21 protein-coding genes and 1 tRNA gene are annotated in these 20798 nt (G+C 64.0%); 8 read left to right on the top strand and 14 right to left on the bottom strand.

What is annotated here, in order from left to right:
* Window positions 1–33: 33 nt before the first annotated feature.
* The 3 genes from coaBC to ubiE form a co-directional block, all read right to left on the bottom strand.
* Window positions 34–1506, bottom strand: coding sequence for a bifunctional phosphopantothenoylcysteine decarboxylase/phosphopantothenate--cysteine ligase CoaBC (coaBC, locus tag CK230_RS10045; protein ID WP_210201474.1), 1473 nt, complete (start codon window positions 1504–1506; stop codon window positions 34–36).
* 72 nt (window positions 1507–1578) lie between these two features.
* The gene (ubiB, locus tag CK230_RS10040) at window positions 1579–3153 is read right to left on the bottom strand and encodes a 2-polyprenylphenol 6-hydroxylase (RefSeq protein WP_095817037.1); all 1575 of its coding nucleotides are present in this window, start codon (window positions 3151–3153) and stop codon (window positions 1579–1581) included.
* 57 nt (window positions 3154–3210) lie between these two features.
* A complete protein-coding gene (gene ubiE, locus CK230_RS10035) occupies window positions 3211–3987 on the bottom strand; it encodes a bifunctional demethylmenaquinone methyltransferase/2-methoxy-6-polyprenyl-1,4-benzoquinol methylase UbiE (protein WP_095817036.1) in 777 nt (258 codons plus the stop codon).
* A 168-nt stretch (window positions 3988–4155) separates the two neighbouring features.
* On the opposite strand from ubiE, the gene CK230_RS10030 reads away from it, so the two are divergent.
* The 3 genes from CK230_RS10030 (at window position 4156) to CK230_RS10020 (ending at window position 6602) form a co-directional block, all read left to right on the top strand.
* Window positions 4156–5130 (top strand): adenosine deaminase, encoded by a 975-nt coding sequence (locus CK230_RS10030; protein ID WP_095817035.1) that lies wholly within the window; start codon window positions 4156–4158, stop codon window positions 5128–5130.
* 170 nt (window positions 5131–5300) lie between these two features.
* Complete coding sequence (gene upp / locus CK230_RS10025; protein WP_027165262.1) at window positions 5301–5930, top strand: uracil phosphoribosyltransferase; 630 nt, start codon at window positions 5301–5303, stop codon at window positions 5928–5930.
* Window positions 5931–6035: 105 nt separating this feature from the next.
* Window positions 6036–6602: a TIGR02281 family clan AA aspartic protease gene (locus CK230_RS10020; RefSeq protein WP_095817034.1), complete on the top strand. Its 567-nt coding sequence runs from the start codon at window positions 6036–6038 to the stop codon at window positions 6600–6602.
* A gap of 5 nt (window positions 6603–6607) precedes the next feature.
* Here CK230_RS10020 and deoA read toward each other — a convergent pair whose 3' ends face one another.
* From deoA to CK230_RS09990, 6 genes are read right to left on the bottom strand one after another with little or no spacing between them, the layout of a single operon-like run.
* Complete coding sequence (deoA, locus tag CK230_RS10015; protein WP_095817033.1) at window positions 6608–7924, bottom strand: thymidine phosphorylase; 1317 nt, start codon at window positions 7922–7924, stop codon at window positions 6608–6610.
* Entirely contained in the window at window positions 7924–8727 is an 804-nt protein-coding gene (locus CK230_RS10010; protein WP_095817032.1) for a purine-nucleoside phosphorylase, read from the bottom strand. Before CK230_RS10010 ends, deoA begins: the two co-directional genes overlap by 1 nt.
* Window positions 8724–9116, bottom strand: coding sequence for a cytidine deaminase (gene cdd, locus CK230_RS10005; RefSeq protein ID WP_095817461.1), 393 nt, complete (start codon window positions 9114–9116; stop codon window positions 8724–8726). The genes CK230_RS10010 and cdd overlap by 4 nt, the downstream gene beginning before the upstream one ends.
* 60 nt (window positions 9117–9176) lie before the next feature.
* A complete protein-coding gene (locus CK230_RS10000) occupies window positions 9177–10148 on the bottom strand; it encodes an ABC transporter permease (RefSeq protein WP_095817031.1) in 972 nt (323 codons plus the stop codon).
* 1 nt (window position 10149) lies between these two features.
* On the bottom strand, window positions 10150–11289 hold the full coding sequence (locus CK230_RS09995) for an ABC transporter permease (RefSeq protein WP_095817030.1): 1140 nt from the start codon (window positions 11287–11289) through the stop codon (window positions 10150–10152).
* Complete coding sequence (locus CK230_RS09990) at window positions 11286–12818, bottom strand: ABC transporter ATP-binding protein (protein ID WP_095817029.1); 1533 nt, start codon at window positions 12816–12818, stop codon at window positions 11286–11288. The genes CK230_RS09995 and CK230_RS09990 overlap by 4 nt, the downstream gene beginning before the upstream one ends.
* A gap of 254 nt (window positions 12819–13072) precedes the next feature.
* Between CK230_RS09990 and CK230_RS09985 the strand changes: the two genes are divergently transcribed.
* Window positions 13073–13279 carry a SlyX family protein gene (locus tag CK230_RS09985; RefSeq protein WP_095817028.1) on the top strand — a complete coding sequence of 69 codons (207 nt, stop codon included), beginning with the start codon at window positions 13073–13075 and terminating at the stop codon, window positions 13277–13279.
* Window positions 13280–13301: 22 nt separating this feature from the next.
* A complete protein-coding gene (locus tag CK230_RS09980; protein ID WP_095817027.1) occupies window positions 13302–13709 on the top strand; it encodes a hypothetical protein in 408 nt (135 codons plus the stop codon).
* A gap of 107 nt (window positions 13710–13816) precedes the next feature.
* Here CK230_RS09980 and CK230_RS09975 read toward each other — a convergent pair whose 3' ends face one another.
* From CK230_RS09975 to CK230_RS09955, 5 genes are all read right to left on the bottom strand, one after another.
* The gene (locus CK230_RS09975; protein WP_095817026.1) at window positions 13817–14806 is read right to left on the bottom strand and encodes a BMP family ABC transporter substrate-binding protein; all 990 of its coding nucleotides are present in this window, start codon (window positions 14804–14806) and stop codon (window positions 13817–13819) included.
* Window positions 14807–15087: 281 nt separating this feature from the next.
* Entirely contained in the window at window positions 15088–15414 is a 327-nt protein-coding gene (locus tag CK230_RS09970) for a hypothetical protein (protein WP_095817025.1), read from the bottom strand.
* A gap of 101 nt (window positions 15415–15515) precedes the next feature.
* Window positions 15516–16217: a DUF2569 family protein gene (locus CK230_RS09965; protein ID WP_095817024.1), complete on the bottom strand. Its 702-nt coding sequence runs from the start codon at window positions 16215–16217 to the stop codon at window positions 15516–15518.
* 104 nt (window positions 16218–16321) lie between these two features.
* Window positions 16322–17734 carry a bifunctional serine/threonine-protein kinase/universal stress protein gene (locus tag CK230_RS09960; RefSeq protein ID WP_095817023.1) on the bottom strand — a complete coding sequence of 471 codons (1413 nt, stop codon included), beginning with the start codon at window positions 17732–17734 and terminating at the stop codon, window positions 16322–16324.
* 18 nt (window positions 17735–17752) lie between these two features.
* Window positions 17753–18493, bottom strand: coding sequence for a metallophosphoesterase family protein (locus tag CK230_RS09955; protein WP_095817022.1), 741 nt, complete (start codon window positions 18491–18493; stop codon window positions 17753–17755).
* A gap of 478 nt (window positions 18494–18971) precedes the next feature.
* Between CK230_RS09955 and CK230_RS09950 the strand changes: the two genes are divergently transcribed.
* From CK230_RS09950 to groEL, 3 genes are all read left to right on the top strand, one after another.
* Window positions 18972–19061: transfer RNA gene (locus CK230_RS09950), tRNA-Ser, on the top strand.
* A gap of 521 nt (window positions 19062–19582) precedes the next feature.
* The gene (gene groES, locus CK230_RS09945) at window positions 19583–19879 is read left to right on the top strand and encodes a co-chaperone GroES (RefSeq protein ID WP_095776521.1); all 297 of its coding nucleotides are present in this window, start codon (window positions 19583–19585) and stop codon (window positions 19877–19879) included.
* 62 nt (window positions 19880–19941) lie between these two features.
* On the top strand, window positions 19942–20798 hold an 857-nt coding region (gene groEL / locus CK230_RS09940; RefSeq protein WP_141246013.1), incomplete at its 3' end, for a chaperonin GroEL.

The raw sequence follows: 20798 nt of genomic DNA, 5'->3' as shown, positions 1-20798 counted from the left end.
CGGGGCCCGGCGACCCGGGCGCCGGCTTCGGCCTCACACCACGATGGTCTGCAGCCGCTCCGCAATGAGCGCGGCAAGCCGCGCCGCCACCTCGTCCTTGCCCATTTCGGGCCATTCCTCGACGCCGCTCCTGGAGACGATGCGCACCTTGTTGCGGTCGCCGCCCATCACGCCGGACGGACCGATGCCGCTTTCATGCGAGACGTCGTTGGCGACGATGAAATCGGCGCCCTTCTTCTTGAGCTTTGCCTCGGCATTGCGGATCAGGTCCTGCGTCTCGGCGGCGAAGCCGACGACAAGGCCCGGCCTCTGCGCATGATGACCAATGCCGGCCAGGATGTCCGGGTTCTCGACCATCTGCAACGAAGGCGGCCCCTCGCCCGCCACCTTCTTGATCTTCTCGCCGGCGGCATTGGTCGTGCGCCAGTCGGCGACCGCGGCGACGAATATGGCGACATCCGCCGGCAGCAGGCTCTCGACTGCTTCCTTCATCTGGGCGGCCGTCTCCACATGCGTGGTCGCGACGCCGGCGGGATCGGGGATGTTCACCGGACCGGAAACCAGCCGCACATCGGCGCCGAGCTTTGCCAGCGCGGCCGCGATCGCATGGCCCTGCTTGCCGGACGAGCGGTTGGCGATGTAGCGCACCGGGTCGATCGGCTCGTGCGTAGGCCCTGAGGTGACGATGAACCTGCGACCGGCAAGCGGTTTCGGCTTCTCGTCGAGCATCGCCTCGATCGCGGCGACGATCTCCAGCGGTTCGGCCATGCGGCCCTCGCCGGCTTCGTTGCTTTCGGCCATCTCGCCCTTACCAGGTCCGACAAAGGCGATGCCGTCCTTCTGCAAGCTCGCCCGGTTGCGCCGCGTTGCCGGATGCGCCCACATTTTCGGATTCATCGCCGGCGCCATCAGCACCTTCTTGTCGGTGGCGAGAAGCACCGTCGAGGCGAGGTCATTGGCATGGCCGTTGGCGAGCTTCGCCATCAGGTCGGCGGTGGCCGGCGCCACGACCAGCAGATCGGCCTCGCGCGACAGCCTGATATGGCCGACATCGTGCTCGTCCTCGCGGTCGAACAATTCAGTGAAGACATGATCGGCCGAAAGCGCTCCGACCGATAAAGTGGTGACGAATTCCTGCGCGGCCGATGTCATGACCACCCGCACCGACGCCCCGCGCTCGCGCAGCCGCCGGATCAGGTCCAGCGCCTTGTAGGCGGCGATGCCGCCGCCGATGATGAGCAGGATGCGCTTGCCGGAGAGCGAGCCTCGCGGGACCGGCTTGCCGGATGCCGCGACAACCGGCGTCGCCTGCTCCTTCGAACCTGTCAGCGCCCGCAGCTTCTCCTCGATCTGGTCGATGCGGCCGGCCTGCCCTGCCCTGCCTTCGACCGCGGCTCGGATCATCGCCCGCGCCTGCTCCTCCATCGAGCAGCCATTTTCGGCGGCAAGCTGCCGCAGCAGGTCCTTGACCTCGCTATCCAGGTTGCGGATCGTGATGCTGGCCATGTGATTGCACTTGCCTCATGTGGCGCTTGCAATGATAGCAATGCAATCAATCGGCGACAAGCCGCATGGCGCTCAAAGCAATTTCCATGCAATGTAGATCAGCGTCAGCGCGATCACCCACAGCGCGACGCGGCCGGAACGGGTGTGGCGCGCTTCCGCCTTGCCGATGGCTCGCGCGGTCGCTTCGTCGAAGCGGAGGCCGTTCTCGGCCATCAGGTCGATCTCGCGCGACAGCCGGTCGGTGCGGGCGGCGAGGTCCGGCGCCTGGCGCGCCAGCGCCAGCAGCGCCTTGGCGCCATCCCGCGCGTCGGTGAGCAGTCCGCGCGGACCGAGATTGCCGGCGATCCAGTCGCCGACCACCGGCTCCGAGGTCTTCCACATGTTGAAGCCCGGATCGAGCGTGCGCGCGACACCTTCCACCACCACCATGGTTTTCTGCAGCAGGATCAGTTCCGGCCGCGTCGCCATGTCGAACAGCTCGGTGACCTCGAAGAGAAGCGTCAGGAGCTTCGCCATCGAGATGGTGTCGGCCGACTGGCCGTGGATCGGCTCGCCGATGGCGCGGATCGCTTGGGCGAAGGCCGAGACATTGTGCTGGCGCGGCACGTAGCCCGCCTCGAAATGCACCTCGGCGACGCGCTGATAGTCGCGCACGATGAAGCCGTAGAGGATCTCCGCCAGGAAGCGCCGCTCCTTCTTGCCGAGCCGCCCGGCGATGCCGAGATCGACCGCGACGATGGTGGCATCCGCCTCGACGAACAGATTTCCAGGATGCATGTCGGCATGGAAGAAGCCGTCGCGCAGCGTATGGCGCAGGAACGACTGGATGAGATTGGCGGCGATCGCCTTGAGGTCGTGGCCGGCGGCGGCAAGGCCGGCGATGTCGTTCATCTTGACGCCGTCGATCCACTCCATGGTGAGCACGTCGCGGCCGGTCCGTTCCCAGTCGACTGCCGGCACGCGGAATCCCGGATCGTCCTTGGTGTTCTCGCCGAGCTCGGAAAGCGCGGCCGCCTCGAGCCGCAAATCCATCTCGATCCTGGTGGTCTGCGCGAGCGTCTGCGTCACCTCGATCGGGCGCAGCCGACGTGACGAGGGGATGTATTTTTCCTGCAGGTGGGCGGCCAGGAAATAGCTTTCGAGATCCTGGAAGAAGCGGTGCCGCACGCCGGGCCGGATGACCTTCACCGCCACGCGCGAAGCAGTAGCCCCACGCACGACCTCGGCGCTGTGCACCTGCGCGATCGAGGCCGCCGCCACCGGCTCACCGAAGCTCGAATAGAGGTCGTCGATCCTGCGTCCGAGCGAGGCCTCGATCGCGTGGACCGCCTCCGCCTTCGGAAAGGTGTGCATCTTGTCCTGCAACAGCGCGAGGTCGAGCGCCATGTCGTTGCCGACGACGTCGGGCCGCGTCGCCAGGAACTGGCCGAGCTTGACATAGGAAGGTCCGAGCCGCACCACCGCGCGCGCCAGCCTGTCGCCGCGCTGATAGCTCAGCGCCCGCCGCCGGGTAAAAAGCCGCGCCACGCTCCAGCCGAATTTCGGCATGCCGGAAAGCTCTTCGCCCGGCAACGCCGCGACGACGCCCTCGCGGACCAGCACCCAGCCGGCCCTGGCGAGCCTGAAAGCGGCGCCGATGCTGCTCATTGGCCATCCCGATTCAAGAGGGCCTGTTTCAAGAGGGCCTGCTTCAAAGGTCCCGCCTCAAAGCTTCCAGCCGGAATGAAGGGCGGCGATGCCGCCCGAATAGTTGCGGAAGGTGACGCGATCGAAGCCGGTGCGGGTGATCATTGCCGCAAAATTCTGCTGGTTGGGGAACTTGCGGATGGATTCGACCAGGTAGGAATAGGGCTCGCCGTCGCCGGTCACCGCCTTGCCGATCCTGGGGATCGCGTTGAACGACCATGCCTCATAGGCCTTGTCGAGCAGCGGCATCTCGACCTCCGAGAATTCCAGGCACAGAAACCGCCCGCCGCGCCTCAGCACGCGATAGGCTTCGGCAAGCGCCACCTCGATGCGCGGCACGTTGCGGATGCCGAATGCGATCGTATAGGCATCGAAGGTGTCGTCCTCGAACGGCAGCGCCTCGGCATTGGCCTCGACGAAGTCGGTGTTTGCCGCAAGGCCCAGCTTCTCGGCGCGGTCGCGGCCGACGGAGAGCATCGAGCCGTTGATGTCGAGCACCGTGGCATGAGCCTGGCGCTGACTGGCCTCGACGATGCGGAAGGCGATGTCCCCGGTACCACCGGCGACATCGAGCATTTTCCAGCCCGGCCGCTTCGGCGGGTTCAGCCAGGCGACCATCGCGTCCTTCCACAGGCGATGCAACCCGGCCGACATCAGATCGTTCATCAGGTCGTATCGATTGGCCACCTTGTGGAAGACGTCGTTGACCAGGGGCTGCTTCTCGCCTGCCCCGACCTTCCTGAAACCATAGGAGGTTTCCATGCCGCCCGCGGCCGTGGTTCTCTCAACTGACATTATTTTGATCCGTCATAAAACCGGCGGGACCATAGCCGATCGATGGTGCCGACGCTATTGTTCAAGGCGCGGTTTTCGGCCGCGCTTGCAAAACCCGGTCGAGAAAGGTCCCGCATGATTTTCCGACCAGATTCCGTGCGAGAACAGCATGCCGGGCGAAATGACCGCATGATTTTGAAGGCCGAGTTGCACTGCCACATCGAAGGGGCGGCGGCGCCGGAGCTCGTCGTCGCCCAGGCCCGCAAATATGGCAAGGACCCTTCGCCCTATATTCAGGACGGCTCCTTCGTCTGGCACGATTTCACTTCTTTTCTCGCCGCCTATGATTTCGCTTCCGACCTGTTTCGCACGGAAGACGATTATGCGCGCCTCGCCGACTATTATCTGACCAGCCTCGCTCGCGACGGCGCCATCTATTCCGAGGTCTTCACCTCGCCGGATCATGCGAAGAAGGCCGGCCTCTCGCCAAAAGCCTATACCGATGCGCTGGGCGAAGGCATGGCCCGCGCCAAGGCCAAGACAGGGATCGAAGGCCGCATGATCGTCACCGGCGTGCGCCATGTCGGGGTCGAGGCGATCGAACAAGCCGCACGCTTCGCGGCGCGCTGCGGCCATCCGCTGGTGACTGGTTTCGGTGTCGCCGGCGACGAGCGCATTGGTGACTTCGAAGACTATGTGCGCGCCTTCGAGATCGCGCGCGAAGCGGGCCTCGGCATCACCATCCATGCTGGCGAGCTGATGGGCTGGGAAAGTGTCAAGGCCGCCCTCGACCACATCCGGCCATCGCGCATCGGCCATGGCGTTCGCGCCATCGAGAACCCGGACCTCGTCCGCCGGATCGCCGCAGAGGGGGTGGTGCTGGAATGCTGCCCGGGCTCGAACATCGCGCTGAAAGTCTTCGACAGTTTTGCTGACCATCCCTTTCCGGTGCTGCGCGCCGCCGGCTGCAAGGTGACGCTCAACTCCGACGACCCGCCCTATTTCTGGACCTCGCTGAAGCGCGAATACGATATCGCCGCCGAGCATTTCCGCATGGACGACAAGGCGCTTACCGCCGTCACGCGGACGGCCATCGAAGCAGCCTTCGTCGACAGGAAGACCAAGGCGATGCTGCTGAGCAGACTCGACGCCCGCGGCCGGTGAATGGTGAAATGGTGAAATGGTGGATGGTGAATGGTGAATGGTGAATGGTGAATGGTGAATGGTTGGTTTGCCGGCGCGCTTCGGCATGTCAAGACAATCGTAGAACCATCAGGACTCGCAAACCCGCTTACTATTCACTATTCACTATTCACCACTCACTGGAGCACATCATGCAGGGCGTCACCGTCGTCGACCACCCCCTTGTCCAGCACAAGCTGACCATCATGCGCAAGAAGGAGACCTCGACGGCCGGCTTCCGGCGGCTGCTGCGCGAGATCTCGCTGCTGCTCGGCTATGAGGTGACCCGCAATCTCGAGCTGACCACGACCATGATCGAAACGCCGATCGAGGAGATGGAAGCGCCGACGCTGGAAGGCAAGAAGCTGGTCTTCGCCTCGGTGCTGCGCGCCGGCAACGGCCTGCTCGAGGGCCTGCTCGATCTGGTGCCGGCCGCGCGCGTCGCCCATATCGGCCTCTACCGCGACCATGAGACCCTGGAAGCGGTCGAATATTTCTTCAAGGCGCCGAGCGATCTTGCCGACCGTCTGGTCATCGTCGTCGATCCGATGCTGGCGACCGCCAATTCGGCGATCGCCGCCATCGACAAGCTGAAGGGACGCGGCGCCACCAACATTCGCTTCCTCTGTCTCCTCGCCGCCCCGGAAGGCATCGAGCGCTTCACCAAGGCGCATCCGGACGTGCCGATCTTCACCGCCTCGATCGACCGCCAGTTGAACGACAAGGGCTACATCATGCCCGGCCTTGGCGACGCCGGCGACCGCATGTACGGGACAAAGTGAGCGCATCCGTTTACCGAGCGTTTACACAGCCGCGCGGTTCCGGCGCACGTTAAAGCTCAAAACACCATGTCGGCGTTAGGATGCGGCCTTGATCCAGGGGCATCCATGCTGCGCAAGCTTCTCGTCCTCGGCATCTTTGCCGGAACCTCGGCCTCGATTCCGATCGTCTATCAGGCCAATCCGCATCTGGTGGACGGCCTGCTGAAATCGACCAATGCCGCGCAGCCGGCGGCGCCGAAGGCCGAGCCCCAGGTCAATCTCGTCTCGGTTCCGGTCAAACCTGCTACGCCGATGCCGCTTGGCCGCCAGGTGCTGGTCAATGCCGATGGCCGCGGCCATTTCACATCGCAGTTCAAGCTCAATGGCCGGCAGATCGACGGCATGATCGACACCGGCGCGACGCTGGTCGCCATCAACAGCTCGACCGCGCGCAGGATCGGCATCTCGCTCAACCCGTCAGATTTCAATCAACAGGTGAACACCGCCAATGGAGCGATCAAGGCCGCCGTCGTGACGGTCGACCGCCTGCAGATCGGCAAGATCTCGGTCGACAACGTCCAGGCGGTGGTGCTTGACGACCGGGCGCTGCAGACCAATCTGATCGGTATGAGCTTCCTGCAGCGGCTGCAGAAATACCAGGTCCAGGCCGGCGCGTTGCTGCTCGTCCAGTAAATAGGTCAGCGCGGCAATATTCGCCTGAGCACCGTCTTTTCGGCCGGCGGCTTCGAGCCTCCGATCGTGTAAGCGGCACGCACGGCCGCCGCTGCCGCCTCGGCCTCCGCGTCGGTACGGGCATGGACCAGCGCCAGCGCCTCCCCCGGGCGCAGCTCGGCGCCGACCGGCAACAGCCGGGTCAAACCAACCGCATGATCGATCTTGTCGTCCGGGCGGGAACGCCCGCCGCCGAGCGTCACGACGGCCAGCCCGATATCGCGCGTGGCGATGCCGGTCACAAAGCCGGCCTGTTCCGCTTTCACGGCCAGTTCGACCGGCGCCGCCGGCAAATATTTTTCCGGATTCTCGACGAAATCGGCCGGTCCGCCAAGCACTGCCGTCATTCGCGCGAAGACGGCTGCTGCACGGCCTCCGGCAAGCGCCTCGGTGGCGCGCCTGATACCGTCCTGGTTGGACGAGACGAGCCCCGCCGACTGCAGCATCTCGGCCGCCAGCGCCAGCGTCACCTCCTCCAGCCGCTTGTCGCGAAAACGGCCGGTGAGGAAATCCACCGCATTCTTCACCTCGACCGCATTGCCGGCAGCCGAAGCCAGCGGTTCGTTCATGCCCGTCACCAGCGCCGATGCGTTCAGGCCGGCGCCATTGGCGACCTCGACCAGGCTGTTCGCCAGGGCGACGGCATCGCGCGACTTTTCCATGAAGGCGCCATTGCCGACCTTGACGTCGAGCACCAGCGAGCCCAGACCCGCGGCAAGCTTCTTAGACAGGATCGAAGCGGTGATCAGCGGGACCGATTCGACCGTGCCCGTCACATCGCGGATAGCGTAGAGCCTGCGGTCGGCGGGCGCCAGATCGGCGGTCTGGCCGATAATGGCGCATCCTGTTTCCAGCACCGTCTTGCGCAAAAGCGCCACGTCCGGCTGGCTGGCATATCCTGGGATGGCATCCATCTTGTCCAGCGTGCCGCCGGTGTGGCCGAGGCCGCGCCCGGAGATCATCGGCACATAAGCGCCGCAGGCGGCAACGATCGGCGCCAGCATCAGCGAGACATTGTCGCCGACGCCGCCCGTCGAATGCTTGTCGGTGACCGGCCCCGGCAGGTCGGACCAGTCGAGCACATCGCCGGAATCGCGCATGGCGATCGTCAGTGCCACCGCTTCCTCGCGGCTCATGCCGTTGAGGAACACGGCCATTGCGAAAGCGCCGATCTGGCCCTCGGAGATGGTGCCGGACGCCAGCCCTGCGACGATGGCCGCGATCTCATCGGCCGAGAGCCTGTGGCCGTCGCGTTTGCGGCGGATGATCTCCTGCAGCAGCATCAGTCGGGCAAGCCGTCCTGGAAGACGCGTCGCAAGATCGTCGCCAGCCGCGCGCCGCCGACCGGCGCCATGTCCTTGGTTTCCTGGTGCGAGAGCTCCGCTCCGGTCATGCCGGCCGCCAGGTTGGTGATGACCGAGCAGGCGGAGACCTTGAGGCCGAGAAAGCGGGCGAGGATCACCTCCGGCACGGTGGACATGCCGACCGCGTTGGCGCCCATGATGCGCGCCATGCGGATCTCGGCCGGCGTTTCGAAACATGGTCCGGAAAACCACATATAGACGCCTTTGTGCAGCGCCGTGCCGGTCGCCTTCGCCGCCTTCTCGATCGCGCCGCGCAGGCCGGCATCATAGGCCTCGGTGAGGCCGACGAAGCGGCGGTCGCTCGGCTCGCCGATCAGCGGATTCGAGCCGGAGAAATTGATGTGGTCGGTGATCAGCATCACCGAGCCCGGCCCCATGTCCGGGTCGACCGAGCCGGCGGCATTGGTGAGGATCAGATGCGAGATACCAATGCCGGCCAGCACCTCCAGCGCCGGGCGCATCGCGGCGGCGTTGCCATGCTCGTAATAATGCGCGCGGCCGGACAGCATCAGCACCGGCGTACCGGCGAAATGCCCGGCAACCACCTCGCCGGCATGGCCGGAAACGCCGCTGCGCGGGAAGCCGGGCAGCTCCGCATATGAGATACGCCTGGCATCCTTGACCTGGTCGACCAGCCCGCCCAGGCCCGAGCCCAGCACGAGCGCCGCCGTGGGCGCCAGCCCGTCCAGCTTCTCGACCAGGTGATCCAGTGCTTCCATCATTTCAGTATCTCGCCCCTGAAGCCGTAAGGCAGCATGTCGCCCAGGGTGACCGTCTCGGCCACGCCGGTGCTGTCGCAAAGATAGAGCTTCGTATCAGGCTGGCAGAATTCCGCCAGCCGTTGCCGGCAGCCGCCGCAGGGCGGGCATTTGGCCATGCGTTCGGCGATCACCGCGATCTCGACGATCCTGCCGCCGCCGCCCATGATGTAGTGGCCGAGCGCCGTCGTCTCCGCGCACCAGCCTTCCGGATAGGACGCCACCTCGATGTTGGCGCCGGTGAAGACACGCCCGTCCTCCGTGCGAAGTGCGGCACCCACCGGGAATTTCGAATAGGGCGCATAGGCCTTGGCCATCGCCGTCTTCGCCGCCTCGAACAGATCATGCGACATACGGTTCTTCTCTCCCACGATCTTGTTCAAATGCCGGTCGCGGCAGACGAAAATCCAGCCTCAACGTTCCTTGACGTAAGGCACGCCGCCGGCGCGCGGCGGGATGGCCTTGCCGATGAAGCCGGCGAGCAGGATGACGGTCAGCACATAGGGCAGCGCCTGCATGAACTGCGCCGGCACCTTGCCGACAAGCGGCAGTGGCGAACCCTGCAAGCGGATCGAGGCCGCGTCGAGGAAGCCGAACAGCAGGCAGGCGAACATGGCGTTGACCGGCTTCCATTTGGCGAAGATCAGCGCTGCCAGCGCGATATAGCCCTTGCCCGCCGTCATGTCCTTTACGAAGCCGCCGTTCTGGGCCATCGACAGGTAGGCGCCGGCAACGCCGGTCAGGATACCGGTGCAGATCAGCGCGCGATAGCGCAGCCACGCGACCGAGATGCCGGCGGTGTCGACCGCGGCGGGATTTTCGCCGACGGCGCGCATCCTGAGCCCAAAGCGGGTGCGAAACAGCACCCACCACGTGAACGGCACCATGGCGAAGGCGAAATAGACCAGGATCGAATGGCCTGAGATCAGCTCGGCATAGATCGGGCCGATGATCGGCACGTCCCTGATCGCATCGGCGCCGGGCCAGGTGATCGCTGCGAATCGTTCGCCCGGCTGCAGCGCCGGCGTGCGCCCGCCTTGACTGAACCAGGCCTGGCCGAGGATGATGGTCGATCCGGCGGCGATGAAATTGATCGCCACGCCGGACACGATCTGGTTGCCGCGATGCGTGATCGAGGCGAAGCCGTGCACCAGGGCGAAAGCAACCGAGATCAGGATCGCCGTGCCGAGGCCGATCAGCGCCGAATGGAAGACGGCGGCGGCGGAAGCCCCGGCGAAGGCGCCGACCAGCATCTTGCCTTCCAGCCCGATGTCGAAGATGCCGGCCCGTTCCGAATAAAGGCCCGCCAGGCAGGCGAGCAGCAGCGGCACCGAAAGGCGGATGGTCGAATCCAGCACCTGGACGATTGCGTTGAACATGTCCATCTCAGGCCCCCGTCCCCTTGACCGCCTGCATGCCGACCGACTTCGGACTGACCGAGGCGAAAAGCGCCTGGATGTAAGGCCTGAACATATGTTCCAGCGCGCCGGCGAAGAGGATGACCAACCCCTGGATGATGACGATCATGTCGCGGCTGATCGCCGGCATCTCGAAGGCGAGCTCGGCGCCGCCTTGGTAGAGCATGCCGAACAGGATGGCCGCCAGGACGATGCCGACCGGATGCAGTCGGCCCATCAGCGCCACCGCGATTCCGACATAGCCGGCGCCGGAAACGAAATCGATCGCGACATTGTGCTGATCGCCCATGACGGGGTTGAGCGCCATCATGCCGGCCAATGCCCCCGAGATCATCATGGCCGTGATGATGATGCGGGTTTCCGAAATGCCCGCGTAGCGCGCCGCTTTGGGGCTGTGGCCATAGGTGCGCATTTCATAGCCGAGCCGGGTGCGCCAGATCAGAAGCCACACCAGGAAAGCCATGACCAGCGCCAGCAGGAAACAGATGTTGAGCGGCGCCGAGCGGATCTTTGCGCCGAACAATTCGATCACCCAGTTGAGCTTCGGCAGTTCCGCGCCGGCAAGAAAATTGCGCGTCTGCGGCGCCTGCGAGCCGGCCGGCTTCAGCGCGCCGACCAGCAGATAGACCATCGCCGAGGCCGCGATGAAGTTGAACATGATGGTGGTGATGACGATGTGCGAGCCGCGCTTGGCCTGGAGATAGGCCGGGATCAGGCCCCAGAGCGCACCGAACGCCGCGGCGGCCACGATCGCGATCGGAAAGATCACCCACCAGGGCAGCACGCTGTCGAAGCTCAGGCACACGAGCGCGATGCCGAGGCCGCCTATATAGGCCTGGCCCTCGGTGCCGATGTTGAACAGGCTGCAATGCGCCGCCACTGCCACCGACAGTCCGGTGAAGATGAAGGTGGTGGCATAGAAGAGCGTGAATGCGATGCCCGTGCCCCTGCCGAAGGCGCCTTCGACCAGGATGACGGCGGCGCGGAACGGGTTTTCCCCGACCAGCATGACGACGAAGCCGGCGACGATGAAGGCAACCGACAGGTTGATCAGCGGGATCAGTCCGTAATCGGCCCAGGCCGGCAGCTTGGCGTAGGGCGTGCTCATTCGGCGGCCTCCTGGTGCTCGACGCCGGCCATCAGGAGGCCGAGTTCGCCTTCGGTCGCGTCCGGGCCGCGCTCGCCGACGACACGGCCGGCAAACATCACCAGGATGCGGTCGGAGAGCGAACGGATCTCGTCGAGCTCGACCGACACCACCAGCACGGCCTTGCCCTGGTCGCGCATGGCGATCAGCCGCTTGTGGATGAACTCGATGGCGCCGACATCGACGCCGCGCGTCGGCTGGCCGACGATCAGCACGCCGGGGTCCTGTTCCATTTCACGCGCCAGCACGATCTTCTGCTGGTTGCCGCCGGAGAAATTGGCTGTCTTGAGGCGCGGATTGGTGGGGCGGATGTCGTATTTCTCGATCTTGTCCTTGGCGTCGGCCATGATGGCATCGACGTCGAGGAACGGCCCCTTCAGATAGCGCTCGTCGTCATGATAGCCGAGGATGGAATTCTCGTTCTCCTCGAACGCAAGCACCAGCCCGACATGGTGGCGGTCCTCGGGGACGTGGGCGAGCCCGCGGTCGCGCAATTCGCCGGGATCGGCCTTGCCGGTGAGGTCGATCGGCTTGCCGTCGAGCATCACCTCGCCGGAGACCGCATGCCTGATGCCGGAAATCGCCTCGAGCAATTCGGACTGGCCGTTGCCGGCAACACCGGCGATGCCGACGATCTCGCCGCCGCGCACGTCGAAGGAAACGTCGTCGACCATGGTGACGCCGCGCTGGTCCTTCACCGTCAGGTTCTTCACCGACAGTTTCACCGCGCCGGCTTCCGACTGGCCTTTCTCGACCCTGAGCAGCACGCGCCGGCCGACCATCAGCTCGGCCAATTCGCCGACCGTGGTTTCCTTTGTCGTCCTGGTCGCCACCATGGTTCCCTGGCGCATCACCGAAACCGTGTCGGTGATCGCCATGATCTCGCGCAGCTTGTGCGTGATGAGCACGATCGTTTTTCCCTGGTCCTTCAATTGCTTGAGGATGCGGAAAAGGTGGTCGGCCTCGGCCGGCGTCAACACGCCCGTCGGTTCATCGAGGATCAGGATCTCGGCGCCGCGATAGAGCGCCTTGAGAATCTCGACGCGCTGCTGCAGGCCGACCGGCAGCTCCTCGATGACGGCGTCGGGATCGACCTCGAGGCCGTATTCGCGCTCCAGCCGGTCAAGCTCCGAGCGCGCCTTGGTTATGCTGCTCTTCAGCAGCGCGTCGCTTTCGGCCCCGAGGATGACATTTTCCAGCACCGTGAAATTGTCGACCAGCATGAAATGCTGATGGACCATGCCGATGCCGAGCGCGATGGCGTCGTTGGACGTGTGGATCGAAACAGGCTTGCCGCCGACGCGGATTTCGCCGCTGTCGGCCTGGTAGAAGCCGTACAGGATCGACATCAGCGTCGACTTGCCGGCGCCGTTCTCGCCGACAATGCCGTGGATGGTGCCGCGCTCGACCTCCAGGTTGATGTCGCGGTTGGCGCGTACCGCGCCAAAGCTCTTGTTGATGCCTATGAGCTCAATTGCGGCTTGCGCCATGCAGCCTGTCCCACTCAGTTTTTTATCGCTTGGTCAAAATGCCTAGCATGATGCCCCGCTTATGCCAATCGGCCGTTCACTCTCGACAAATCCCCGCGCCCTTGTCAATTTCGAACCTGGGCAGGTTCCGCAAAAGTGTCCCGCGGTTTTGCGATCAGAACCTGCGAGAACCAACCCACCTAAGCAGATATTCGTGGGCATTCCACGAATATCTGCTTAGGTGGGAGCTTGATATTCGCAAGGACCGGTTTTGCATGGCCATGCCTGACGATCGGCTGACGACGCTGGAAATCCGCGCCGCAGAGCAGGAAAAGACCATCGAGGAACTGTCCGGCCAGATCGCCGAACAGTGGAAGGTGATCGAGCGCATGGAGCGCAAGCTTGCCGCCCTGACCGACCGGTTCCTGGAGTTGGAGCAGACCGCCTCTGATGTGCCGGTGACCAAACCGCCGCATTGGTGAGGAGCCATGGGGAAAGACGGCCATGTCCAGTGAAAGCGACCGCGTCGCCCGGGCCGGCGACTATGTCTTTGGCCTGATGAACGACAGGGAACGCGCCCGCGCCGAGCGCGACCTCGAGATCGATCCCGCCTTTCGCGACACGGTGCTGCGGCTCGCCGAGCGCTTGCGCGCGCTTGATCCCGCGGCAGCCGAAGCGCGCGGCAATCGCTGGGAGCTTGTCACGCAACGCCTTGCCGAACTGCCGCAGATGCAGGCGCGCCTCGCTGGCCTTGCCGCTCCCGAGGCCGAACCGCCGCCGGTGATGATCCACCGGCTCGAGCGCAAGCCCTACGGCGTCGGCCTGCATTCGCTTGGCGGCAGGCTTGGTTTTGTTATTGCGCTCGCCCTGCTGGCAGCATTCGCGCTCGGCTATATCGTCGGCACGCTATAGAATGCCGCCTTCGGCCATGGCTTCGATCGTCGGCCGCATCATCCCTTCTCAAAAATGAAACCGCCGGGCACTGGCCCGGCGGTTCAAAACCCTGCTTCAGCTGCCGATCAATAGGGGCATTTGTTGTCGGCGGTATAGTCGTGCACCTCGATCTTGCCGGCGATGATGTCGGCCTTGGCCTTTTCGACCGCGGCCTTCATCTCGTCGGTCACCAGCGCCTTGTTGTTGTCGTCCATGGCGTAGTCGACGCCGCCTTCCTTGAGGCCGAGATTCTGGAGGCCGCCCTTGAAGGTGCCGTTCTTGCCGTCCATGAAGGCGTTGTAGACGGCGACGTCGACGCGCTTCATCATCGAGGTCAGCACCTTGCCCGGCTGCAGGCCGTTCTGATTGGAATCGACGCCAACGCCGAGCTTGCCGGCATCCGCCGCCGCCTGCAGCACGCCGACGCCGGTGCCGCCGGCCGCCGCGTAGACCACGTCGGCGCCCTGGTCGATCTGGGTCTTGGCGATCTCACCGCCCTTGGCCGGGTCGTTCCAGGCGGCCGGCGTGTCGCCGGTCATGTTCTGGATGACATCGGTCGCACCCGCCGACTTGGCGCCGCCGACATAGCCGCATTCAAACTTGCGGATCAGCGGGATATCCATGCCGCCGATGAAGCCGACCTTCTTCGACTTCGACGCCATCGCCGCCAGGATGCCGACGAGGTAGGAGCCTTCGTTCTCCTTGAAGACCAGCGAGCGCACATTGGGCAGGTCGACGGCATCGTCGATGATGGCGAAGTTCAGGTCAGGATAGTCTTTCGCGACCGCTTTCAGCGCGTCCTCCCAGGCAAAGCCGGCCATGACGATCGGGTTGCGGCCGTCCTCGGCGAAGCGGCGCAGCGCCTGCTCGCGCTGCGAGGCATTCGAGACTTCGAACTCGACATAGGCGACGCCGGTTTCAGTCTTGAATTTCTCAGCGCCGTGATAGGCAGCCTCGTTGAAGGATTTGTCGAACTTGCCGCCCAGATCATAGAGGATGGCCGGCTGCACGTCCGCGGCGAAAGCCGGAAGAACCATTGCGGTTGCGGCCAGAAGGCCGAGAACGATACGTTTCATGTGATCCACACCCTGTCGGTTATTTTTCCGTTTTGCACCGCCTGCCTGCCCGGTTCTCCGGCAGGCTTGCGATGCCAGGCAGGAAGTGTTTGCCCTTCCCGCTCAAGGTCAATCTGGCACGGCGCGAAACAAAATTCACGTGGATTTTTGACCTGTTGGAAAAAGCGGCTACCGGGCGGTCCGGCGTGGCTCTTCGAGCAATTCCGGGAAAAGTGTGAAGCGGTCAGGCTCGGCGGTTTCGCCGTAGCCTTCCGTCCGGAATTGCGTCGGAACGAGACCCTTCAGGGGCTTGGAGCGAATTCCGCGCCCCGACGCTTGCGCCGGTAGCCGATGGCGTAGAGCAGGAAGGCAAGCACCGCGAACACGGCGAAACCGGGCTGCGCGAGCACCCAGGCGACGGCGCCGTCCCACACCAGCGGGCTTGCCTTGGCGCGCACGAAGCTCTCGAAGGCCGCGCGGGTATCCGGCGAAACCGCGAGCCAGCTTACATTGAGCGGCGTCATCACCAGCGAGGAGGCGGCGACCGAGCGTGTCGTGTCGATCACCGCCATGATGACGGAAATCGACAGCGCAACCATGGCCGCCAGCCGAAAGATGAAACGCAACATCGACGCTCTCCCCGGGAAGGCTCCCGTCTACCCCGCCATCGACATAGAGTGTGCGCAGTTCCCGCGCAATCGCGGCCCCATGAAATTGCGACCCCTTGATGTTAGCGAGCCCGCGCCGGTCTGCGCCGGTTGACCCGCCAGACGGCGAAAATGCCGCCGGCGATCGCTCCGAAGATCATACCTCCTAGCCCGATGAAAGCCGCGAAAAATCCGCAGGCGCCCTCGAAGCAGCTCATCTGCGTCAGGTCGGCAATCAGCGAACCGGCGAAGAATCCGGCGCAGGCGCCGATCGCGCCGCCAAGGATGATGCCGAGCAGCGCGGCGAGGATCGAGACGAAGACCGGCGGCCGCTCGGTCTCCGGATTAGCGTAGACCGTCTCGGCGCCGGCCCCGTCGCGCAGGAGATAGATACAGAGCAGGCCGATGGCGATCTCGGCGACGGTGAAGGCCAGCCCCTCGGCCGAGAAGACGAAGTCGGACACGAGCAGCACATAGGCCTGGCGCACGAGGATCCAGATGATGATGGCGACCTGCCAGATCGTGTAGTGGCGCGGGAAACGGGCGGATCGGTTGAAGGCGAGAGCAAGCAGGTACAGCCCCCACACAATGGTGATGACGCCGCCGGCGAGGCCGCCATAGACCAGGAAGAGGACGTTATCCGGCAGGCTGAAGTCGCCGATCAGCCGCCAGTTCGAGATCAGGCCATAGGCCGACAGGCCCATGACGATGACGAGCCAGGCCACCGGGATGAAGGAAAGCCCGCTGTCCGGCCGCCCTGCGGGTCGCTGGTCGATCGATGCCATCTCAGGACAATGCCCCTCGCAAAGCCCAATGCAATTCTGCAAGCAGTCGACAGGCAGGCAAGGCCGAAGTCAAGCTCGGATGGTCTCGCAGGGCACCGACCACCTCACGGCCGCAGCCGCCTTTCCTCCTCGACCGCTTTCAATCGCACGACCGACACCGAGCAAAGGGCTCGCGCCACCACCTTGGTCGACACGCTGCCGAGATGGCGGCGGATTGCCGAAGAGGATCGCGCGCCGACGACGATGTGCCCGACATCATTGTGCTCGGCATAGTTGAGGATTGCGTCGGCCGGACTGACCGCCTCCAGCACGTGATAGCTTATGCGGTCCTCCGGCAGATGCAGCGGGCGCGCCCAGTCCTTCAGCGCGACCAGCCGCTGCAGATAAACCAGGCGCCCCGGTTCATCGACATCCGGTGTCTTACCGACAATCTCGGTCTTCAACACCGTCACGCAGGCCAGCCAGGAATCCTGATGCGCCGCAAGGATACGCGCGGTTTCGTTGCGAACCTCGCCCGCCAGCGCATCGCTTCCGCTGGCAAGGTCGACCGCGGCCAAGACGATCGGCGGTCCCGCGCGCACCGCGGAGCTGGCCGCCTTGCCTACCAGCGACTTCTCGTCCGTCCTGCGGAAAAGGTTCCTGATCGCGCCCCAGGCCCGTTCCTTCGATGGCTCGCTCTTCCTGGTGACCACGACCTGATCGGGGTTCCTGAGATCCGAGAGCACATGCGCCGCTTCGCCATAGCGCCTGGATCTGTCGACTTCCATGCATCGCACAATGACGGCCTCCAGCCATCTCGGTATCGCCTTGTCGATGTCTCGCGGCGGCTTGGGCGCGTGATAGAGCCTGCGCTTCATTCCCGCGAAGGTGGCCGGACGCCCGAACGGCTCCTCGCCGGTGGCGAGCTGATAGAGGATGCAGCCCAGCGCGAATATATCGCTTGCGGGATCGGACCTCTCGCCCAGCACCTGTTCCGGCGACATATAGGCTGCCGTACCCATCGGCACGGAACTCTCTTCGCCAAGAAGGTCCGGAAGCTCCGCATGGCGGGCGAGGCCGAAGTCCAAAAGCACGGCACCGCGCTCGGCCAGAATGATGTTTTCGGGCTTGAGATCGAGGTGGATGACCTTCTGGCGGTGCAAGGCGGCGAGCGCCTTCGCAATTTCGGCGCCGGTCCTTGCCACCTCGGCCGGCGGCTGTGGCGCGCGGTTCGTCAGTTCAGCCAGACCGACGCCGGCGACGAACTCCATGGCGATATAGGGAACCTTCGCCAGGCTGCCGGATGCCGCGAAGCGCGGCACATGCGGACCCGACAGGCGTTTGAGGATCAGTTCCTCGGCTTCGAAGCCGAGAATGACGGAAACGTCTCCGCCCGGGTCGAGAAACGGTATCTTCAGAAGAAGCGGGAAATCGAATTTCGGATTTCTCGCCCGCCATAGTGTCGCCATGCCGCCGGACTGGACCCGTTCGACGAGCTCGAAACCATCGATGCTTGCCCCTGCCTCGAACTTCTGCATCCATCGCCTCCAGGCTGACTAACGGCCGATCTTCAAGCGCATGCCAAGCCACCCGGGCAAGCCTGACGCCTGAATCTTGCGAGCGGTTTCTTCATGATCGTAAGGAACGCGCACCATCGTCACCTCGCGCCGCTCCGTGTCGAGAAGCGCGAAGCAGGCGGCCGGATTGCCATCACGCGGCTGGCCGACCGCCCCGACGACGACAAGATGCCGCCTGAGCTCGGACAAAGGCGCCGCCACGTTGTCGAGCGGCCGAAAATGAACCGGCCGTCTGCCGGGCAAAGCATAGTAAATGGCTGGAATGTGGGTATGGCCACAGAAGATGAAGCGGGCATCGCTTGAGGAGAGGCAGCGTTCCGCCGCGTCGACGTCGCGTATGTACAGCCATTTTTCCTGCCGCTCCGCGCTGGCGTGAACATACAGCCGGTCTTCGGACCGGAGCGAAAGCGGCAGCTGCGCAAGAAAGTCGAGATGCTTCTGGGCGAGCCGTTCGCGGGTCCACTCGATGGCGGCCCGCGCGTTCTCCGTCATGTCGGTCCGGCCCAAGGCCGCCGCTTCATCGTGGTTGCCCTTGATGCAGAATGCGCCGCCCTCCACCAGATCGGCGGCCTTCTCGACCACATAGACAGGATCGGGCCCGTAGCCGACCAGATCGCCAAGCAGAACCAGCTGGTCCGGTGCCTGCCTCCGAACGACGTCGAGGACTGCGTCGAACGCCTCACGGTTGGCATGGATGTCAGACAGGATCGCGATGCGCATTCAACCTTGTCCCGGGAAGCGCGCAACATAGCAAGGCGACGGCTGCAAGGAATTTGATCCGGCTCAATACCGTGCGCGGGCTTGCGGCGGAGCATCCCGCCAATTGCGGTTACCTTGTCGATTTCCATGACATTGGCTGCAGATCGGCTGTCCGGCTCTTACGCACTCTGAAACCAGGCTGCGGCTAGGCGCGAACGGCTCCTGCGGGTCAGCCCACACACATCACGCGAACGCGCGGCACGCCTCGTTAAGGCGGCCTTCGGGGCCATCCACGGCCAAAAGCCTTTGCAACGCCATTATGGCTTGGCATTCGCTTTCGGATCGACTAGATGAGCCCCGCGCCTGTTTGCCTAGAGGGCTAGCGGCGCAGGGAAGGGTTGCCTGCCGGTTGAAGGCACCACATATCCGTTGAGGACTTCCCATGGGAGCATCTCCCCAACCCGCGCGGCGAAACCGGCCGGCGCGAGATGTCAAGGACGGAGAGGTGGCCGAGTGGTTGAAGGCGCACGCCTGGAAAGTGTGTTTACGGGAAACCGTAACGCGGGTTCGAATCCCGCTCTCTCCGCCAGTTCATCAACAAAATCAATGATTTAGAGCGAATTTCAGAATTTACCCGCCAAAAAGCCCCTCATGCAGGATGCTATTGATTTAGACAGCATGCGACGGCATGAGACATAACAGCCGGGGTGCCATTCCCATCGAAAAACGGGATCCCATCGAGAACGGGGAGTACTCTCAGAGCGCCTTCTGCAAGTGCCTGCCGAAGCGATGAGCGCTCGTTGCGACCCAATTTGTGGATGCGGCCACGGCTCGGCCGTTAATTTCACATAATTTCACATTTCAAATAAGACACAAAAATCGGCCCAGAGCTGACGGCCGAAACGCGCTTAGGCAGTGGGATGCGCCCCGTAATGAGGCCGGGCTTCCGTGTCGATTCCAAATCTTTTGCTCTTCGGCTGTCCGCTCGTCCGTCTTGACCAGGATGAACCTACAGCCTATCTCACCGCCACGTTAGCACTCCCCGCTGGCGAGTGCTAACCGGCTCCGGCAACGGAGAACCTTTCAACCTCGGCACCAGGGATATCCAAAATGGCAAAGTCGAATTTCCGGCCGCTGCATGACCGCGTGGTCGTTCGTCGAGTCGAATCCGAATCCAAGACCGCGGGCGGGATCATCATCCCCGATACGGCTAAGGAAAAGCCGCAGGAAGGCGAGATCATCGCCGTCGGTTCCGGCGCCCGCGACGAAAGCGGCAAGCTCGTGCCGCTCGACGTCAAGGCCGGCGACCGCATCCTGTTCGGCAAGTGGTCGGGCACTGAAGTCAAGCTCAATGGCGAGGACCTTCTGATCATGAAGGAATCCGACATCATGGGCATCATCGGCTGAATATCGGCCTCTCCATCAACTGAGTTTTCGGGCTCTTCCCGAGCCCCTGTCAGGAGCTAACCATGGCTGCAAAAGACGTAAAATTCTCCCGCGACGCCCGTGAGCGCATGCTGCGCGGTGTCAACATCCTCGCCGACGCGGTGAAGGTCACCCTCGGTCCCAAGGGCCGCAACGTCGTCATCGACAAGTCGTTCGGCGCCCCGCGCATCACCAAGGACGGCGTCACCGTCGCCAAGGAGATCGAGCTTGAGGACAAGTTCGAGAACATGGGCGCGCAGATGGTCCGCGAAGTCGCTTCGAAGACCAATGATATCGCCGGCGACGGCACCACGACCGCGACCGTTCTGGCGCAGTCGATCGTCCAGGAAGGGAACAAGGCCGTTGCCGCCGGCATGAACCCGATGGACCTCAAGCGCGGCATCGACCTCGCCGTCACCGAGGTCGTCGCGACGCTGATCAAGAACGCCAAGAAGATCAAGACCTCCGAGGAGGTTGCCCAGGTCGGCACCATCGCCGGCAATGGCGACGAGTCGGTCGGCTCGATGATCGCGGAAGCGATGCAGAAGGTCGGCAACGAAGGCGTCATCACCGTCGAGGAGGCCAAGACCGCCGAGACCGAGCTGGAAGTCGTCGAAGGCATGCAGTTCGACCGCGGCTACCTGTCGCCCTACTTCGTCACCAACGCCGACAAGATGGTCGCCGATCTCGAGGACGTCTACATCCTGCTGCACGAGAAGAAGCTCTCCAACCTGCAGGCGATGCTGCCAGTGCTCGAGGCTGTCGTGCAGACTTCGAAGCCGCTGCTCATCATCTCGGAAGACGTCGAAGGCGAGGCTCTGGCCACGCTGGTCGTCAACAAGCTGCGCGGTGGCCTGAAGATCGCCGCCGTCAAGGCGCCGGGCTTCGGTGACCGCCGCAA

This window comes from Mesorhizobium sp. WSM3859 (assembly GCF_002295065.1).
Taxonomy (GTDB): Bacteria; Pseudomonadota; Alphaproteobacteria; order Rhizobiales; family Rhizobiaceae; genus Mesorhizobium.
Note: the sequence above shows the minus strand (reverse complement) of the source record. Positions and strands in the feature narration are given on the sequence as shown.

Coding starts and splice junctions, on each gene's coding strand:
- coaBC (WP_210201474.1), bottom strand. CDS start 1,506: ATGGCCAGCATCACGATCCGCAACCTGGATAGCGAGGTCAAGGACCTG.
- ubiB (WP_095817037.1), bottom strand. CDS start 3,153: ATGAGCAGCATCGGCGCCGCTTTCAGGCTCGCCAGGGCCGGCTGGGTG.
- ubiE (WP_095817036.1), bottom strand. CDS start 3,987: ATGTCAGTTGAGAGAACCACGGCCGCGGGCGGCATGGAAACCTCCTAT.
- CK230_RS10030 (WP_095817035.1), top strand. CDS start 4,156: ATGATTTTGAAGGCCGAGTTGCACTGCCACATCGAAGGGGCGGCGGCG.
- upp (WP_027165262.1), top strand. CDS start 5,301: ATGCAGGGCGTCACCGTCGTCGACCACCCCCTTGTCCAGCACAAGCTG.
- CK230_RS10020 (WP_095817034.1), top strand. CDS start 6,036: ATGCTGCGCAAGCTTCTCGTCCTCGGCATCTTTGCCGGAACCTCGGCC.
- deoA (WP_095817033.1), bottom strand. CDS start 7,924: ATGCTGCTGCAGGAGATCATCCGCCGCAAACGCGACGGCCACAGGCTC.
- CK230_RS10010 (WP_095817032.1), bottom strand. CDS start 8,727: ATGATGGAAGCACTGGATCACCTGGTCGAGAAGCTGGACGGGCTGGCG.
- cdd (WP_095817461.1), bottom strand. CDS start 9,116: ATGTCGCATGATCTGTTCGAGGCGGCGAAGACGGCGATGGCCAAGGCC.
- CK230_RS10000 (WP_095817031.1), bottom strand. CDS start 10,148: ATGGACATGTTCAACGCAATCGTCCAGGTGCTGGATTCGACCATCCGC.
- CK230_RS09995 (WP_095817030.1), bottom strand. CDS start 11,289: ATGAGCACGCCCTACGCCAAGCTGCCGGCCTGGGCCGATTACGGACTG.
- CK230_RS09990 (WP_095817029.1), bottom strand. CDS start 12,818: ATGGCGCAAGCCGCAATTGAGCTCATAGGCATCAACAAGAGCTTTGGC.
- CK230_RS09985 (WP_095817028.1), top strand. CDS start 13,073: ATGGCCATGCCTGACGATCGGCTGACGACGCTGGAAATCCGCGCCGCA.
- CK230_RS09980 (WP_095817027.1), top strand. CDS start 13,302: ATGTCCAGTGAAAGCGACCGCGTCGCCCGGGCCGGCGACTATGTCTTT.
- CK230_RS09975 (WP_095817026.1), bottom strand. CDS start 14,806: ATGAAACGTATCGTTCTCGGCCTTCTGGCCGCAACCGCAATGGTTCTT.
- CK230_RS09970 (WP_095817025.1), bottom strand. CDS start 15,414: ATGTTGCGTTTCATCTTTCGGCTGGCGGCCATGGTTGCGCTGTCGATT.
- CK230_RS09965 (WP_095817024.1), bottom strand. CDS start 16,217: ATGGCATCGATCGACCAGCGACCCGCAGGGCGGCCGGACAGCGGGCTT.
- CK230_RS09960 (WP_095817023.1), bottom strand. CDS start 17,734: ATGCAGAAGTTCGAGGCAGGGGCAAGCATCGATGGTTTCGAGCTCGTC.
- CK230_RS09955 (WP_095817022.1), bottom strand. CDS start 18,493: ATGCGCATCGCGATCCTGTCTGACATCCATGCCAACCGTGAGGCGTTC.
- groES (WP_095776521.1), top strand. CDS start 19,583: ATGGCAAAGTCGAATTTCCGGCCGCTGCATGACCGCGTGGTCGTTCGT.